We start from the raw sequence: 13,696 nt of genomic DNA on the forward strand, positions 1-13,696 counted from the left end.
ATGGGGGTGCGGAATGACCGTCGTTGAGGCCGTTTGCGTCGTCTACGGCGTGGGCATGACGGTGATGCTCGCCGGTTTTCTGGTTTCTCGGTATGTCGGGGGGCGGCCGTGACAGCGCAGGAACAGGAGCACTGGCGCCGACCGCTCTGGATCAAGCTGCGGGACAAGTGCGTCAACTTCAACGGGATTATCAACGATCAGTGCAACGCAGGCGTCGCGTACCGAGACATTCGCGATGTGAGCACCAGCCGGTATGGGTTCCCGTGCTTCGCTGACCGGCCCTGCGGCACGAGGTGCGAGAAGGCCGAGTTTCTCACTGACGAGCAGGCCCAGGTCAAGGCCGAGGAGATCGGCTCTCGTGCCCGCGCTCACTTCGCCAAGTTGGCCGCAAACACCTGCCCTCACTGTGACCAGCCGATGACGAAAACGCAGGTTGGGTCGTGCGTCTACGCCGATCCGTGCGGTCACCGTCTTTACCACGGGCGGATCTCATGAGCGCCGCGCTTCGCATCTACAGCGCCGAGGACCGGCGCCAGCTCGACCGCGAGCACGCCGCGTACCAGCTGGTGGCCGCTCAGGTCCGGCCGGCCAACCTGCTGCCAGAGCGTGAGGCCGACCTGATCCGCGCGGGCGCCGAGCGTGTCCGCCACGTTCTCAACAGCCTGGATGCCGCCGTCGAGACGGCCAGTCTGCTCGACGCTGAGGACCGCGCGGCCACGCAGCACGCCCGAAATTGCTTCTGGTGCCGGCCGTCGCGCGTCTCCCGCTTCGGCCCCTGCAAGGCGATGCGGCGGATCACACGGGCCATCGACCGTCTCTGGCATCCCGCACGGCGGGCGTTCCGACGACTGGAGCGAAGCTGATGACCCAGACCATCATCAACGACGCCGCGAGTCTGGCGCGGCAGCGCGTACTCCTGGCCCACTTCGAGCGAGCCTTTGCCGAGTGGTCCCAAACCGCCGAGTATTTCCGCCAGAACGGCGACTCCGAGCGACGGTGCGCGGCCCTTGGCGAGGCCAGGATCGCCGAGCAGGCGGCGCAGCGGGTCAGCATGCGGATTCGGGCTGCCGAGCAGGCGGCCGGCCCCGTGACGATGGCTCCGGCCCCGGCGCTGACTCCGCAGTCCGTGGCCCTGGCCGAGGCGTGCCAGGCAACGGACAAGCCACCCGAGCAGATCGTGGGGCTGGCGGACTGGCTGCGTCGCCGCCTCGGCCCGGTGTTTGTCTGGGTCACGGCGGCGCGCTGGCAGGAGATCGCCTACCTGATGCTCACCGCGCGGCCGGGCGGTCCCCGATGACCGGGTGGGCGCCGGGGCCGAATCACCCGGACCACAAGCACAGCTTCGAGACCCGTCCGTTGCCCCCGAGGGGCCGGCCCAGGAAGCTCGCCCCCGAGCGGCAGCCGTACACGCTGCCGCAGCTGATCCGGGAGTACGCGCGGCTGCACGACCGCCAGGCCGGCGGCGAGTGCCGCTGCCTACTCTGCGCCGATCTCCGCTGGCACCAGCAGCAGGCGCGGCGGCAGCGTCAGACGGGCGGGGCGTCGTGAGCGGCGGAACGTGGCTCGACCTCCTGATCTACAGCCTGTGCGCGGTGCTGGTGATCGTGGTCGGCTCCGCACTGGCGGACTGGTACCAGATCAGCGCGGGCTACGTGGCTCTCGGCGGTTTTCTGCTCGGCGTGGCGTTCGCGCTGGCGCTGTGGCCGGTGGCTGTGGAGCAGGGGCAATGAGCGGCACGACTGTTCGACTCCCCTACGAGGAGGCCCGCGGCATCGCGCACGAGCTGGTGCGGCTGCTGGAGCCGGCCTGCAAGAGCGTCAAGATCGCCGGCTCGATTCGTCGCGCGAAGCTCGACATCGGGGACATCGACCTCGTGATTGAGCCGCTGCTGCTCCCGACGCCGGACCTGTTCGGCGGCGAGGACGGCCCACCCGTCAACGCCTTCAACGACCTGTGTGACGAGATGGTGGAGGCGGACGTCTGGGCCAAGCGGCTCGACAAGAACGGCCGTCAGTGCTGGGGGGCGGACCTGAAGCGGGCCGTGTATCGCGGCCTGAGTGTGGATCTGCAGACGGTGTCTGATCACGACACCTGGGGCATGTGGTTTCTGATCCGCACCGGCCCGGCCGCATGGAACAAGCGGATTGTCACGCCGCAGCGGAAGGGCGGGCTGCTCCCAGCCGGCTGCGAGTTCCGCGACGGGTTCCAACTGTGGCGATGGGGCGAGCGCATCCCCACGCCAACCGAGCGTTCGGTCTTCGAGGCGCTCGGCATCGACTTTGTGCACCCCTGGGAGCGGCAGTAATGGCGCATCCACGAACGATCATCGCGCGCGGGCAGCTCGTCGGCGAAACACGGTACGTTGCCGCGCTGTCAGCACTGCTGGCGCCTCCGCCATCAGGCCGACGAGTGCCCCTAGGCAGTTTTGGCGGCAACAGCGGTACGGCATCGGCCGGCATCGATCGACGACTGCTGTGCACCCGCTGTGGCGCACCACGCTACCCACGACAAGTTTGCCGATCCTGCAAGCGACGGAACGCGGAGAATCGACAATGATCGAGCCGATCCGCACACTCACCGACGACTCGCAGCCCGTACGGCTGCACGCCCTCGACCGGCCTCGCGACCCGCAGACCGAGATTATCCGCCTTGCCGATCTACTCCGCGACGTGGCCGTCACGCTGACCATGCTCCAGACGGTCATCACCCGAGACTGGTACACGGACCCGCAGCGGGCGCACCAGCGAGCCACGGCGCGCATCGTTGAGGCCAACGATGGCATGGGGCGCGCCGAGGACGCACTGCAGAGCCTCAGCATGGCCCTTCGCGCCACGGGGGGGCTGTGATGCCCGTCAAGAATCGCGACCGGCTGATGGCGGACCGCTTCCGCCGGGTGTGGGCCGTCGCCGAGTTGATCGCCGCTGAGCCTGGATTGACGCGCGGGCAACTGTCCGACAGGTTCCACCTGAGCGAGCGGCAGATTCAGGGCGACCTGAACATCATCCGTGTGGACATGCGCCTGCCGCTGATCAGGCGGCAGGGCTACCGCTTCGGGACTGACGGCTACGGCGGCGGCGCGTCGTCAGTGTCGCTCGGCCAGGCCCAACTGCTGGTGCTCCTGGTGGCCAAGTCGATGCGGGACAAGACCGTGAGCACAGCCCGCGTGCGAGCGCTGCTCTCCGAGATACCGAGCCTGTGCCCGCCACATCTGGCCCCCATTGTGGGCCGGCTGGCCGAAGCGGTCACGTCGCGCACGCCGAGCCAGCAGCAGCGGAGCCTCGTGCTGCTGACCGAAGCCATGCTTGCAGACATCTGGGTGACACTCGGGTACGCGCTGGGATGTGCGCCCGGATCAGGCGTCGATCCGACGATCAAGCCGACGCTGCTGCTGCCGTATCTGGATGACTGGTACGTGCTGGGGCCGTGCCTGCAGAACAAGGGGGCCGCCAGGATGGCCCCTCTCGACGGCGTGCAGACGGTCACGCCGACGACCGTCAACCTCAACGCCATGCCGCGTTTGGCGCGCGCCTCATGAACGTCCGACTGGTGCGAAACGGCGAGCTGCCGCCGGGCGTGGTGGACGGCTACTGCACGGCGTGCAGCGGCGACGTGCTGGTCTCAGGGCCAGACTACGCCTGCCCGACCTGCGAGACGCCCGTCCACCCGGACAGCCTGCCGCGCGAGGCCCGCCTGGCCGTCCTGGCGGGCGAACCTGCGCCGAAAGCGATTGAGACGGCTCAAACGCCACGGGCCGCGCTGAAAGCCCCAGACGGCCCGCCAGCGGCGAAACCACGGCTGCTCACGCCCACGCGGGAAGCGCTCGCGTGGGACCGCGCCACAGACGATCTGCTGGCCGCCGCCGAGCGCCGGGCAGCCGAGACGCAGGCCGCTGCTGAGCAGGCGAAAGCCGCCTACGAGGCAGCCATGCAGGAGCTGCACTGGCTGCGACAGGTGCGGGGCGCCCTGGCGGTCAAGGCAAAGCCTGAGGGGGTGGCGGCCCTGCCGTCACCAGCAGGGGCAGAGGGCAAGCCGTGGGCGAAGGCGTTCGCGGCCTGTCGGATCTGCGGCGACGACCAGCGCAAGCACATGGGGCGCGGCAGGTGTACCCGCTGCGCCATGCACGTCAAGACGCACGGCCTGGAGTGGCCGAACCGGAAGGACAAGACCGATGGCAACTGACACCCAAGCAATGGCCGTGGTCGATGAGCGCCGCGACCTCACGACCGCCGATCCCGAGCAGGCCGCGACCGCCCTGGCTCACATCCTTGCCACCGGCGATCTGGCCAAGCTCACCAACGAGCAGCGCGTGGCCTACTACCTCGAGCAGTGCCGGTCCCTGGGCCTCAACTCGCTGAGCCGCCCGTTCGACTGGCTCATGCTCGACAACAAGCTGGTCCTCTACCCCAACAAGTCGTGTGCCGAGCAGCTGCGTCGCCAGCACCAGATCAGCGTCCGCGTCATCCGGCGGGAGGTCGTCGGCGATCTGTTCGTCTGCGAGGTCGAGGGGCGGCGCCCGAACGGCGTGACCGATCAGGCGTCGAAGTACGTGCCGCTCACGGGCTACAGCAAGGAGCGCGGCTCCTACAAGCTGACGGGCGAGAAGCTCGCCAACGCCTTCGCGAAGGCCGAGACCGGGGCCAAGCGGCGGCTCGTGCTCTCGATGATCGGGCTGTCGTCACCGCCGGACCTTGACGAGATGGAGCGGGTGAAGGTCGTCACGGTGGACGGCACCGGCCGTATCCTCACCGATCCCACGCAGACGCAGCGGGCGCTTGCTGCCGATCCTGGCATGGCGCGAACCATCCGCGAGCCGATTTACGAGGACATGGACACGGGGCCGAGCGTGCTGGGCGCCACGGCCGATCAGTCTGTGCACGCCTCCGAGGTCGAGCGCCCACGCGCAGCGACTACTGAGCGGCCGGTCCTGCGGTGCGACGCGGCCAAGCAGAGAGCGGCCTACTTCGCGGCCGTAGATGGCACGCCCCTGGCCGACGATGATGGCCGCGCGCAGTTCCTCCGCGAGTACACGGCTCGCTACAGCCCGGCGCTCCGCACAGACTCCCTGAGTCGCTTCCTGAGCTACAGCGGCGACCGTCAGGCGTCGGAGATGGTGCAGTCGGCCAAGCTCAAGGCCGAGGCGTGGCGGCTCTCGCAGGCCATTGGTGAGCCGTCACACCCCGTGGTGGACGTGACGCCAGAGGTTCACGCGGCGGTGCTGCTGACAGGCGGCGGCCAGCCACAGACCGTCACCGTCGAGGCCGCCGCGCCTGGACGACCAGAGCATGGCGGCGAGTACACGGCAGACCAGTGGCGGGCCTACTACCGCACGTGGGCCGGCGAGCTGCGCAAGCGGGACACGGCCTACACGGTCTGGCCTGAAAGCCAGGTGAGGAAGGCCAGCATGGCGGCGCTGGTCGAAGAGGTCTGGTCGTGCATCGGCCAGGTGGACAGCATCGACGAGATGGAGATGCTCGCCGATCTGGACGCCAGCCGCGACGAGGACGGCGACTAGCTCATGGCCGACTTGAAGGCGATTGAGACCTATTACCGCGGCTACCGATTCAGGAGCCGCCTAGAAGCCCGATGGGCGGTCTTTCTCGATGCGCTCGGTGTGCAATTCGAGTACGAGAAGGATGGATATGACCTGGACGGCGTCTGGTACCTGCCAGACTTCTGGCTGCCTGACCAGCGCGTGTGGCTTGAGGTCAAGGGCCCCGCGATTTTGTCCGGGGATGACGCGTGGGAAAAGGCCTACCGGCTGGCTGAGGCCAGTGAGACCTTCGTCTACGTGTTCTGCGGCCAGTTCCCCGAGCATCCCGTGGGGTTGACTGGCTTGGCCTTCAACCCCTTCGAGCGGATGGTTGCCCCCGAGGATGAGCGCCCACCCCGGCCCGTGCGCTGGCTGCAGTGCCTCATCTGTGGGCAATGGCAGATCGGGAATCGACTTGAGTATCTGCGATGCGGCTGCATCCGTCGCTGTTGGGCAGGAAACGCCGACCTGATCAGGGCGAACACGACCGCGAGGCAGGCCCGGTTTGAGCACGGGGAGCGAGGGCGCTAATGGTCTGGGTGCGCCTCGCTGACGACTTCGTCGATCACCCGAAGGTGAGCGCGGCCGGGCCGCTGGCTGGCTGGCTCTACGTCTGCGGACTGAGCTACGCCAACCGATACGCCACGGACGGATTCATCCCGGTGGCCCAGGTTCGGCGGCTGGCCGATGTCCGCGAGCCGGACGCACTGGCCACCAAGCTGGTCGAGGCGCGGCTGTGGGAGCGGGTGAATGGCGGCTACATGATCCACGACTACGCCGAATTTCAGCCGTCAGCGGCTGAAATTCGGCGGGATCGGGAAGCTGCAGCAAAGCGACAGGCAGAGTTCCGCCGCCGCAGATCCGAGGCCAGGAATGCAGCCCGTAACGGCACTAGTAACGCCGAGAGTAACGGCGTTAGTAACGCTCAAGAACTGCCACTTCATGATCAGCCAGTAACGCGTGAGTCACAGCCCCCCGGACCCGGACCCGTCCCGGACCCGTCCCGGCCCGGACCCGGCCCGGTTAACTCCCCCCAACCCCCCCCGCAAGCGGAGGGGGCGCGGACACCCATCGCGGCTCAGGTCGATGAGCTAAAGCCGTGGGACGCGGAGGTGTTCGCTGCGGCGCAGGCTCGACTCCGCGCCGATCTGAGCGCGTCGAACTGGGATCAGCTCGTCAAGCCCCTGCAGCCGGTTGGGCGCGGAGCGGACGGCGGGCTGATCGTTCGCGCTCCGTCTGGCTCGGGGCGCCTGCAGCACTTCCTGGCCAGGGCGCTGGTCGATGCCGGCGACGAGGCCGGCTCTCGCGTCGCAATTGTTGAGTAGCTCCCAGGAGGGCACACATGGTCAAGAGCACAACCCTCGAATCCTTCCAGGCCAGCGAGATCGAGCCGATTCGTGAGCCGTCGCCGCTGGCAGCCCTGGCCGAGCGCATGGTCCGCGAGCGCAGCGGCCCCGATCCTGAGCCGCAGGAGATTGCCCAGCAGCTCGCCGCGCTCGACGTGCTCGGCGAGGTTGATGCGCACATGGCGCTGGGCGAGATCAAGGGCCGCGTTCGGGAGGCCGCAGAGGCCGCCGGCATCATGGCGAGCTACGACCTGATCAGCGCCGAGGCCGAGCGGATCTGGACGCACTACGGCGACACCCGGCGGGCGTCGGAGGCGACGTACAGCGTCGGGCCTGACGGCCTGGTCGACGGCTACCAGCAGATCGAGCGGCCGGCTGAGGCGCCCGCCAAGCTCAAGGCCGTTGAGATGCCCGAGATGCCTCTGAAGCCGCTCACGGTGCCGACTGACAGCGTCTTCGGGGATGAGGCCGACTTCGAGATCAGCGGCGCGCTGGCGAACCGGGCGCGGGTGCTGATCTCGCGGCATCCCGAGCACCTCGACCACCTGCGACGCCTGTCGGTGACGTACCTCTGGAAGCGGCAGGGCGGCAAGAGCAAGGGACGGGCGACGTTCGGCAAGTGCAGCAAGCCCTCTGGCCTGCTGAAGCACTTCAGCGAGGCGCACTTCGTCGTCTGGCTCGCGGCCGATCACTGCCGAGCGGCGGGCTACGGGGACCGCGAGATCGAGGCGCTGCTGTTCCACGAGATGCTGCACACGGCGGTGTCTGAGGTTGACGAGAACACGGGCCGTGGCGGCGGGCCGGCGCTCGTGCCGCACGACCTGGAGGTCTTCCGCGCTGAGGTCGAGGTCTACGGCCTGTGGGCGCCCGAGCTGCAGGAGGTGGCGCCGGCGTTCCGACAGGCGAGCCTGTTCGCGACTGAGGAGATCGCCGTCGAGCAGGAGCTGGATCGGGAGGAAGCTGCCCAGGCCGGCTACATCGAGAACCCGGACACGGGCGCTGGCGTGCTGATCCATGACGACGGCACGCCGATGACGGCCGATGAGATCGCTGAGATGGAGCGGCGCGAGTTGGTTGACGACGACTACGACCATGACGACGAAGACGGGCAGTTCACTGACGACGTCATCGACATCGACGGCGAGGCGGCAGGCTGATGGCCCGCAACGACGCCTGGGATGACACCTTCATGGAGTTGATGCTCGACGACGTGAAAGAGTCGATCGAGGACGCCATCAAGTCCCGGCGCAAGGTCTTCGAGCATCGGATCACGATGTCTAGCCTGCGGGGCGAGGTCATCACGATCGACATCCGCAAGGAGCGACGCTGATGGGCTGGCTGCCGCCACTGCTGCCGCTGCCTGACGACCTGGAGGCGCTCAGGCAGCAGATCGCCAACTTGCCGGACGACCAGCGGCGCCTCTTGTTGGGGCGCCTGCACGGCGACAGCATTCGCCGCAACGACGAGCGCCACGCACAGTTCGCCGTCGAGGCCGACCGCCAGCGAAAGGGGCGCCGTTCGTGAGGAACGTCAGTCTCTTCGAGAATGAGCGTCTGACGCTGGCCGACGCGCTGGACCTGACGGCCATCTCTCTCCAAGCCTACGGTGCGACCTACCGACATTGGGCGGTGGCCTACAGCGGGGGCAAAGATTCCTCTGCTACCGTTACGGCTGTTGTACACCTGATCGAGACGGGGCGCGTTCCGAAGCCTGAGACGCTCTCCGTGCTCTACGCAGACACGCGCATGGAGCTTCCGCCACTCCAGACGGCAGCGATGGAGACGCTCGCCGCGCTTGAGCAACGCGGCGTCCGCACCCAGGTCGTGCTCCCGGCGATGGACGACCGATTCTTCGTTTACGTGCTCGGGCGGGGCGTCCCACCGCCAAAGAACAACTTCCGCTGGTGTACGCCCCAGCTCAAGATTGAGCCGATGCTCGGCGCCCTTCAGACGCTCCGACATGAGGTCGGCGAGAAGATCCTGATGATCACCGGGGTCCGCGTCGGAGAGAGCGCTGCGCGTGATCAGCGGATCGCCCTGTCGTGCGGGCGAGATGGCGCAGAGTGCGGCCAGGGCTGGTTTCAGCAGACCACGTCGGAGGCTGTGGCAGATACCCTTGCACCGATTCTGCACTGGCGCGTCTGCCACGTCTGGGACTGGCTGACGTTTGATGCGCCACCGCTCGGCTTCCCGACCACCACGATTGCCGAGGTCTACGGCGGCGACGAGGCGCGGGAACTCAATGCCCGCACCGGCTGCATTCAGTGTCCGCTCGCCAGCCGCGACACGGCGCTGGAGTACCTCCTCGGGCAAGCGTCGTGGGCCTATCTCTCCCCGCTCAAGCGGCTGCGTCCCCTTTACAAGGAGCTACGCCAGCCGAAGTACCGGCTGCGGAAGGATGGCAGCGAGCGCCGCAAGGATGGGACGGTCCCGAAGAACCTGATGCGGCTCGGGCCGCTGACGTTCGATGCTCGCCGATACGCGCTCAACATCGTGCTCGGCATCCAGACAGAGATCAACGATGCGGCCCGTGCCATTGGCCGCCCCGAGGTGTGGCTCATCAACGCTGAGGAGCAGGAGCGGATCTTGGCGCTGATCGCGATCGGCACGTGGCCGCAGGGGTGGAGCGGCGACGAGGTGCGCGGGGACGTGGCACTGCCGCAGATGCACGCTGACGGGTCGGTGCAAGACTGGCTGCTGACCCTGAACGGAGCCGACTGATGCCGAACCGTGTGCAGCCAGCCGGAGTGCGGCGCCACGCCCGGACGGAGCCGATGCCGCGCCAGGACGAAAAGAGCTTTCACCGCCAGGTGGTCGAGCTGGCGCGCTACCAGATAGGAAGATGTGGTAAAATTGAGGCGCGCAGTTGCCCCGGCGGTGCTGGTAACACCCCGGGGCGCGACACCAGGAGGTCTAGTCTTGATGCAGGCTCAGCGTACCATGCGCCGCAAGGCGGTGCCCGCCTCCTGCCCTCAGTGCGGGGGGTCGTTCAAGCCGAAGCCGGCCGAAGTTTCCAGGGGCAAGGGGCAGTATTGCTCCCGCGCCTGCTACGCCGCCGCGCGGCTCGGGGTGGAGCAGCGCCCGGCCGAAGAGCGGTTCTGGGAGAAGGTCGACAAGAGCGGCCCTATTCCGGCGCATCGCGCCGGTCTGGGGCCGTGCTGGCTCTGGACGGCCCACGTCGAGCCTACAACTGGTTACGGGCGGTTCACGGTTGGGCGCAAGACCTGGAATGCCCACCACTGGGCGTACTCGCGGTTTGTGGGCGAGATTCCGAAGGGGTACGACCGGGATCATCTTTGCCGTGTTCGGCGCTGCGTGAACTGGGCGCACCTGGATCCCGTGCCACATCGGGAGAACGTACTCAGGGGCGAAGCCCCTTCGGCGGTGATCTCGGCCACTGGGCGGTGCGCTCGTGGGCATGAGGCAACCGAGGAGAACATCTACCGCCGCAAAGACACGGGTGAGCGCGGCTACTGTCGACCCTGTCGACGCGAACGCCGTGCTGCTGGGGGCGCTCAGCGAGCGTGAGTTTCAGGCTCACGTTCTGGCTGTAGCCAAGCGGAACGGGTGGCACTGGTTTCACGACCAGGCCACGAACGCGCCGCGCCGATGCCCGGGCTGCGGCGCGGTCCGGCGAGGCCCTCGCAACGCGGCCGGCCTGCCCGATCTGCTGCTGGTCAGGGGCGAGCGCCTGATCTGGGCCGAGCTCAAGGCGCAGGACGGCACGACAACGCCCGAGCAGCGCGAGTGGATCGCTCGGCTGCGTGCGGCCGGCGAGACGGTCCACGTCTGGCGCCCGGCCGACTGGCCGGTGATTGAGAAGGAGCTTGCCCGTGAGTAATCGAAAACCAGTGCTGAAAGTGACCGCAGTAGATCTGGAGACCGGCGACGTGCAGGAGGTCCTCGTGCCTTCGGGCGAGTACGTGATCCTGACGACGGAGCCGTGTCACGTCGATTGCCTACAGCAATGGTCAGGCGGCAAGACCGTGCAACTGACCATCAAAGGGCGACTTCTGTGAGCGCATATGAGCGCGACCAGAAAACCAGCCGCACCGTCAGCGGCGTCTGGGTCAAGGCCGGCCATTGGGCATCGTCCACCGTTCACGCCTTCCGGCGCTGGACGGGAGAGACGGAGCTGGTGACGTGGTGCGGGATTTCCGTGAACCTCGCAGACGGCGGCGCGCACACCCGCGACCACATCACCTGCTTGCAGTGTCCCCAGGCGAGCCTGCAGGCGTTCCGAGGTGCGGCGTGAAGGACCTGACACTGATCCGGAAAGGGCATACCGAGGTCGGGTGCGGAATCTGCGGCCTGTGCGCTGATGATTGGCCGTGCGATACGGCGGTGGTGCTGGACGTGCTGACGGAGACAGAGCAGCGCGCCGAGGCCGCCGAGGGCCGGGAGGCGCGGCTGCGGGGGGCGCTGGCGATTTACGCCGACCCTGAGAATTGGTCGCGGAATGAACATGGTGTCATGTACGGGGCAGGCGGCGCTGATGACCCGTCCGTCTATGCCCGCGCCGCCCTGGCTGCCGACGCGACGGAGCCTGCGCTAGAGTTCACGCCAGAGGAGCGCGAGGCGCTGGAGCGGGCACCGTGACGCTACTGTGGGATTGCTGCAAGCAGCCTTGTCAGGCCGGTATTCGGGTCGATTCCTGCACGGTAAGGACGGTCGAGATTCCCGGCGAGCAGAAAAACCAGACGCTCGACTCGGTGCCGTACGAGCCTGAGTACGGTGGGCCTGACCAGCGGTGCCACGACTGCGCCATTGCTCGGGGTGGATACCACCATCCCGGCTGCGACATGGAGCGGTGTCCGTCCTGTGGTGGTCAACTCATCTCGTGCGGGTGCCTGGACGACTATGCTCATACAGCCTGGGTGCGGGCAGAAGACCGCATTGCGGCGCTGGAGGGGGCGCTCACGTCGGCTGAGCGTGAGACGGCAGAGGTCTTGCCGTGGGTCGGTCAGGGCGCGCGAGGCTGCCGCATTTGCAATCAGGTTGGGTTCCCGTCCATCAGCCACGCGCCAGACTGCCCGTTTGCCGCCCTGGCCGTCCCGCCCGAGGGGGAGCCATGAGGCGGGCCGTGATCGACGCTGACGGCCGGCTCGACCTGGGCGACCAGGCCCGTGCGGCCGGCTACCGGCCCGGCACCGTGGTGGACGTGGTGATCACCAGCACCGGCACGCTGTTCGTCGTGCCGGCCGATGAGCCGGTCATCGACCTTCAGCCAGTCAAGCCGCTGCCATCGCGGCGGCAGGCGGCGCTCTCGGCAGGCAGCGGGCGGTGACCGAGGCTAAGGCGACGGCCCTGCCACTGGCGCTACCAGAGCGCTGCTGCCAGCCCGGTCAATGCGCCTACACGCCGGGCAGAGTGCGCACCATCTTGCTGGTGATGCGGGTGGCCGATGAACTCGGCGAGGACCCGGGAGAGCTGGCGGCAACCATCCTGGCGTCAAAGGGGGAGGGGCGCAGTCCCGGCGCGTCGGCCGGCAGCGACGCCGACCGCTACGCAACGCTGGTGGCTGACGTGCAGCAGGCGATCAGCAAGCTGGGTGGCAGGCCATCGGCCGAGGCGATCAGCGACCGCTTGTGCTTGTATGGCAACATGGATGACTACGAAGCGTAGGAATATTGTCCACGATGCCTACGATTCGTAGTACACTGAGTGCGCCAGGTTTACCGTGCCCAGAGGCTGAGATGGCTTCCCCTCCACTGCGGCCCTGTCGCACGCCTGGATGTCCTGCTTTGGTGCAAGGCCGGGCTTCCTGCCCTTCCCACACCCGGCCAAGCCCAGGCAGCACCGAACGCGGGTATGACCGGCAGTGGCGCGCCGTCGTCGCCGCTGCCATTTCCGCCCAGCCCTGGTGCACCTGGTGTGGCGCTACCGACGACTTGACCGGCGACCACGTTCGCCCACGAGCATTCGGCGGAACGAACGACGCGGCGAACGTGCGAGTCCTCTGCCGTCGCTGCAACTCGCGACGGGGCGCGGGTCGAAAGTCTGGAGCGCACGGCCCGTAGACCCCGCGCCAGTCAACTTTCGCTCGCCTGAGGTCTGGAGTTTTCACGGTGGCAGGGAGAGGCCCAGCGCCGAAGCCCACGAAGCTCAAGGTACTGGCTGGTAACCCTGGCCACGAGAAGCTGAACCGTACCGAGCCAAAGCCTCGGCCGGTGGCGCCGAAGTGCCCGACCTGGCTCGATCTTGAGGCGAAGCGGGAGTGGCGACGGGTGGCCCCCGAGCTGGAGAGACTTGGGCTGCTGACGGTGGTGGACATGGCGGCGCTGGCGGGCTACTGCCAGAGCTACAGCACATGGCGCACGGCCAGCCGAGCACTCGCGGAGCACGGGCTGACCTACGAGGCCGCCAACGGCAACATCAGGCAGCGGCCAGAGGCGACCATCGCCAACAAGGCGCTCGCGGAGGTCAGACAGTTCTGCCAGGAGTTCGGCCTGACGCCTTCGGCGCGGTCACGGATGTCGCTGCCAGAAGGATTCGGGGCTGCTGACGATGGGGACGACGACCCGTTCAACGTCTAGGGCTCCGCTCTGGCAAACACCCCTGCCGCCGGATGTGCCCGGTGCATGGTTTGATCCGACGGCCGTCGACAAGGTCGTAAGGGCGCTCGGGGCGTTGCGGCACACGAAGGGCCGATGGGCCGGCAGCCCGCTGCAGCTGGAGGACTGGCAGCTCGAGTACATTGTGGCGCCGATCTTCGGGTGGCGCCATTCGCTCGACGCTGACCCTGAGAGCGGCGTCTCCCCAGGCGCGCGGATCTTCCGCACGGCCTGGGTCGAGATGCCCCGGAAGAATGGCAAGAGCAC

Annotated in this window: 25 protein-coding genes; 24 read left to right on the forward strand and 1 reads right to left on the reverse strand. The window is 67.8% G+C overall.

Annotation, left to right across the window (positions count from 1 at the left end; all coding sequences use genetic code 11):
• Positions 1 to 42: 42 nt before the first annotated feature.
• A complete protein-coding gene (locus IT306_14605) occupies positions 43 to 480 on the reverse strand; it encodes a hypothetical protein (GenBank protein MCC7369657.1) in 438 nt (145 codons plus the stop codon).
• Positions 481 to 491: 11 nt separating this feature from the next.
• Here IT306_14605 and IT306_14610 point away from each other — a divergent pair, with 11 nt between their 5' ends.
• The 24 genes from IT306_14610 (at position 492) to IT306_14725 (ending at position 13,411) form a co-directional block, all read left to right on the forward strand.
• Positions 492 to 863, forward strand: coding sequence for a hypothetical protein (locus IT306_14610; GenBank protein ID MCC7369658.1), 372 nt, complete (start codon positions 492 to 494; stop codon positions 861 to 863).
• On the forward strand, positions 863 to 1,297 hold the full coding sequence (locus IT306_14615; GenBank protein MCC7369659.1) for a hypothetical protein: 435 nt from the start codon (positions 863 to 865) through the stop codon (positions 1,295 to 1,297). The genes IT306_14610 and IT306_14615 overlap by 1 nt, the downstream gene beginning before the upstream one ends.
• Positions 1,294 to 1,548, forward strand: coding sequence for a hypothetical protein (locus IT306_14620; GenBank protein ID MCC7369660.1), 255 nt, complete (start codon positions 1,294 to 1,296; stop codon positions 1,546 to 1,548). The genes IT306_14615 and IT306_14620 overlap by 4 nt, the downstream gene beginning before the upstream one ends.
• On the forward strand, positions 1,545 to 1,730 hold the full coding sequence (locus IT306_14625) for a hypothetical protein (protein ID MCC7369661.1): 186 nt from the start codon (positions 1,545 to 1,547) through the stop codon (positions 1,728 to 1,730). The genes IT306_14620 and IT306_14625 overlap by 4 nt, the downstream gene beginning before the upstream one ends.
• Positions 1,727 to 2,305: a hypothetical protein gene (locus IT306_14630; protein MCC7369662.1), complete on the forward strand. Its 579-nt coding sequence runs from the start codon at positions 1,727 to 1,729 to the stop codon at positions 2,303 to 2,305. Before IT306_14625 ends, IT306_14630 begins: the two co-directional genes overlap by 4 nt.
• A 247-nt stretch (positions 2,306 to 2,552) precedes the next feature.
• Positions 2,553 to 2,846 carry a hypothetical protein gene (locus IT306_14635; GenBank protein ID MCC7369663.1) on the forward strand — a complete coding sequence of 98 codons (294 nt, stop codon included), beginning with the start codon at positions 2,553 to 2,555 and terminating at the stop codon, positions 2,844 to 2,846.
• Complete coding sequence (locus IT306_14640; GenBank protein MCC7369664.1) at positions 2,846 to 3,535, forward strand: hypothetical protein; 690 nt, start codon at positions 2,846 to 2,848, stop codon at positions 3,533 to 3,535. The genes IT306_14635 and IT306_14640 overlap by 1 nt, the downstream gene beginning before the upstream one ends.
• On the forward strand, positions 3,532 to 4,179 hold the full coding sequence (locus IT306_14645; protein MCC7369665.1) for a hypothetical protein: 648 nt from the start codon (positions 3,532 to 3,534) through the stop codon (positions 4,177 to 4,179). Before IT306_14640 ends, IT306_14645 begins: the two co-directional genes overlap by 4 nt.
• Positions 4,169 to 5,512 carry a hypothetical protein gene (locus IT306_14650; GenBank protein ID MCC7369666.1) on the forward strand — a complete coding sequence of 448 codons (1,344 nt, stop codon included), beginning with the start codon at positions 4,169 to 4,171 and terminating at the stop codon, positions 5,510 to 5,512. Before IT306_14645 ends, IT306_14650 begins: the two co-directional genes overlap by 11 nt.
• 3 nt (positions 5,513 to 5,515) lie before the next feature.
• The gene (locus tag IT306_14655) at positions 5,516 to 6,061 is read left to right on the forward strand and encodes a hypothetical protein (GenBank protein MCC7369667.1); all 546 of its coding nucleotides are present in this window, start codon (positions 5,516 to 5,518) and stop codon (positions 6,059 to 6,061) included.
• The gene (locus tag IT306_14660) at positions 6,061 to 6,855 is read left to right on the forward strand and encodes a hypothetical protein (GenBank protein ID MCC7369668.1); all 795 of its coding nucleotides are present in this window, start codon (positions 6,061 to 6,063) and stop codon (positions 6,853 to 6,855) included. Before IT306_14655 ends, IT306_14660 begins: the two co-directional genes overlap by 1 nt.
• Positions 6,856 to 6,872: 17 nt before the next feature.
• Positions 6,873 to 8,033, forward strand: coding sequence for a hypothetical protein (locus IT306_14665; protein ID MCC7369669.1), 1,161 nt, complete (start codon positions 6,873 to 6,875; stop codon positions 8,031 to 8,033).
• Entirely contained in the window at positions 8,033 to 8,206 is a 174-nt protein-coding gene (locus IT306_14670; protein MCC7369670.1) for a hypothetical protein, read from the forward strand. The genes IT306_14665 and IT306_14670 overlap by 1 nt, the downstream gene beginning before the upstream one ends.
• Entirely contained in the window at positions 8,206 to 8,400 is a 195-nt protein-coding gene (locus IT306_14675; GenBank protein ID MCC7369671.1) for a hypothetical protein, read from the forward strand. Before IT306_14670 ends, IT306_14675 begins: the two co-directional genes overlap by 1 nt.
• The gene (locus IT306_14680; protein MCC7369672.1) at positions 8,397 to 9,596 is read left to right on the forward strand and encodes a phosphoadenosine phosphosulfate reductase family protein; all 1,200 of its coding nucleotides are present in this window, start codon (positions 8,397 to 8,399) and stop codon (positions 9,594 to 9,596) included. The genes IT306_14675 and IT306_14680 overlap by 4 nt, the downstream gene beginning before the upstream one ends.
• A 201-nt stretch (positions 9,597 to 9,797) precedes the next feature.
• A complete protein-coding gene (locus IT306_14685; GenBank protein ID MCC7369673.1) occupies positions 9,798 to 10,403 on the forward strand; it encodes an HNH endonuclease in 606 nt (201 codons plus the stop codon).
• Complete coding sequence (locus IT306_14690) at positions 10,375 to 10,716, forward strand: VRR-NUC domain-containing protein (GenBank protein ID MCC7369674.1); 342 nt, start codon at positions 10,375 to 10,377, stop codon at positions 10,714 to 10,716. Before IT306_14685 ends, IT306_14690 begins: the two co-directional genes overlap by 29 nt.
• A complete protein-coding gene (locus IT306_14695; GenBank protein MCC7369675.1) occupies positions 10,709 to 10,894 on the forward strand; it encodes a hypothetical protein in 186 nt (61 codons plus the stop codon). Before IT306_14690 ends, IT306_14695 begins: the two co-directional genes overlap by 8 nt.
• Positions 10,891 to 11,130, forward strand: coding sequence for a hypothetical protein (locus IT306_14700; GenBank protein MCC7369676.1), 240 nt, complete (start codon positions 10,891 to 10,893; stop codon positions 11,128 to 11,130). Before IT306_14695 ends, IT306_14700 begins: the two co-directional genes overlap by 4 nt.
• Positions 11,127 to 11,474 (forward strand): hypothetical protein, encoded by a 348-nt coding sequence (locus IT306_14705; GenBank protein ID MCC7369677.1) that lies wholly within the window; start codon positions 11,127 to 11,129, stop codon positions 11,472 to 11,474. Before IT306_14700 ends, IT306_14705 begins: the two co-directional genes overlap by 4 nt.
• A 484-nt stretch (positions 11,475 to 11,958) precedes the next feature.
• Entirely contained in the window at positions 11,959 to 12,162 is a 204-nt protein-coding gene (locus IT306_14710; GenBank protein MCC7369678.1) for a hypothetical protein, read from the forward strand.
• On the forward strand, positions 12,159 to 12,500 hold the full coding sequence (locus IT306_14715; protein MCC7369679.1) for a hypothetical protein: 342 nt from the start codon (positions 12,159 to 12,161) through the stop codon (positions 12,498 to 12,500). The genes IT306_14710 and IT306_14715 overlap by 4 nt, the downstream gene beginning before the upstream one ends.
• A 266-nt stretch (positions 12,501 to 12,766) precedes the next feature.
• A complete protein-coding gene (locus IT306_14720) occupies positions 12,767 to 12,895 on the forward strand; it encodes an HNH endonuclease (protein MCC7369680.1) in 129 nt (42 codons plus the stop codon).
• A 48-nt stretch (positions 12,896 to 12,943) separates the two neighbouring features.
• A complete protein-coding gene (locus tag IT306_14725) occupies positions 12,944 to 13,411 on the forward strand; it encodes a phage terminase small subunit P27 family (protein MCC7369681.1) in 468 nt (155 codons plus the stop codon).
• Positions 13,412 to 13,696 lie beyond the last annotated feature (285 nt).

It is taken from the genome of Chloroflexota bacterium (assembly GCA_020850535.1).
Lineage (GTDB): Bacteria > Chloroflexota > UBA6077 > UBA6077 > JACCZL01 > JADZEM01.

Excerpts from the sequence above, each read along its gene's own strand:
- IT306_14620 (MCC7369660.1), top strand. The coding sequence starts at position 1,294 with ATGACCGGGTGGGCGCCGGGGCCGAATCACCCGGACCACAAGCACAGC.
- IT306_14670 (MCC7369670.1), top strand. The coding sequence starts at position 8,033 with ATGGCCCGCAACGACGCCTGGGATGACACCTTCATGGAGTTGATGCTC.
- IT306_14655 (MCC7369667.1), top strand. The coding sequence starts at position 5,516 with ATGGCCGACTTGAAGGCGATTGAGACCTATTACCGCGGCTACCGATTC.
- IT306_14630 (MCC7369662.1), top strand. The coding sequence starts at position 1,727 with ATGAGCGGCACGACTGTTCGACTCCCCTACGAGGAGGCCCGCGGCATC.
- IT306_14645 (MCC7369665.1), top strand. The coding sequence starts at position 3,532 with ATGAACGTCCGACTGGTGCGAAACGGCGAGCTGCCGCCGGGCGTGGTG.
- IT306_14635 (MCC7369663.1), top strand. The coding sequence starts at position 2,553 with ATGATCGAGCCGATCCGCACACTCACCGACGACTCGCAGCCCGTACGG.
- IT306_14615 (MCC7369659.1), top strand. The coding sequence starts at position 863 with ATGACCCAGACCATCATCAACGACGCCGCGAGTCTGGCGCGGCAGCGC.
- IT306_14610 (MCC7369658.1), top strand. The coding sequence starts at position 492 with ATGAGCGCCGCGCTTCGCATCTACAGCGCCGAGGACCGGCGCCAGCTC.
- IT306_14665 (MCC7369669.1), top strand. The coding sequence starts at position 6,873 with ATGGTCAAGAGCACAACCCTCGAATCCTTCCAGGCCAGCGAGATCGAG.
- IT306_14685 (MCC7369673.1), top strand. The coding sequence starts at position 9,798 with ATGCAGGCTCAGCGTACCATGCGCCGCAAGGCGGTGCCCGCCTCCTGC.
- IT306_14675 (MCC7369671.1), top strand. The coding sequence starts at position 8,206 with ATGGGCTGGCTGCCGCCACTGCTGCCGCTGCCTGACGACCTGGAGGCG.
- IT306_14640 (MCC7369664.1), top strand. The coding sequence starts at position 2,846 with ATGCCCGTCAAGAATCGCGACCGGCTGATGGCGGACCGCTTCCGCCGG.
- IT306_14660 (MCC7369668.1), top strand. The coding sequence starts at position 6,061 with ATGGTCTGGGTGCGCCTCGCTGACGACTTCGTCGATCACCCGAAGGTG.
- IT306_14650 (MCC7369666.1), top strand. The coding sequence starts at position 4,169 with ATGGCAACTGACACCCAAGCAATGGCCGTGGTCGATGAGCGCCGCGAC.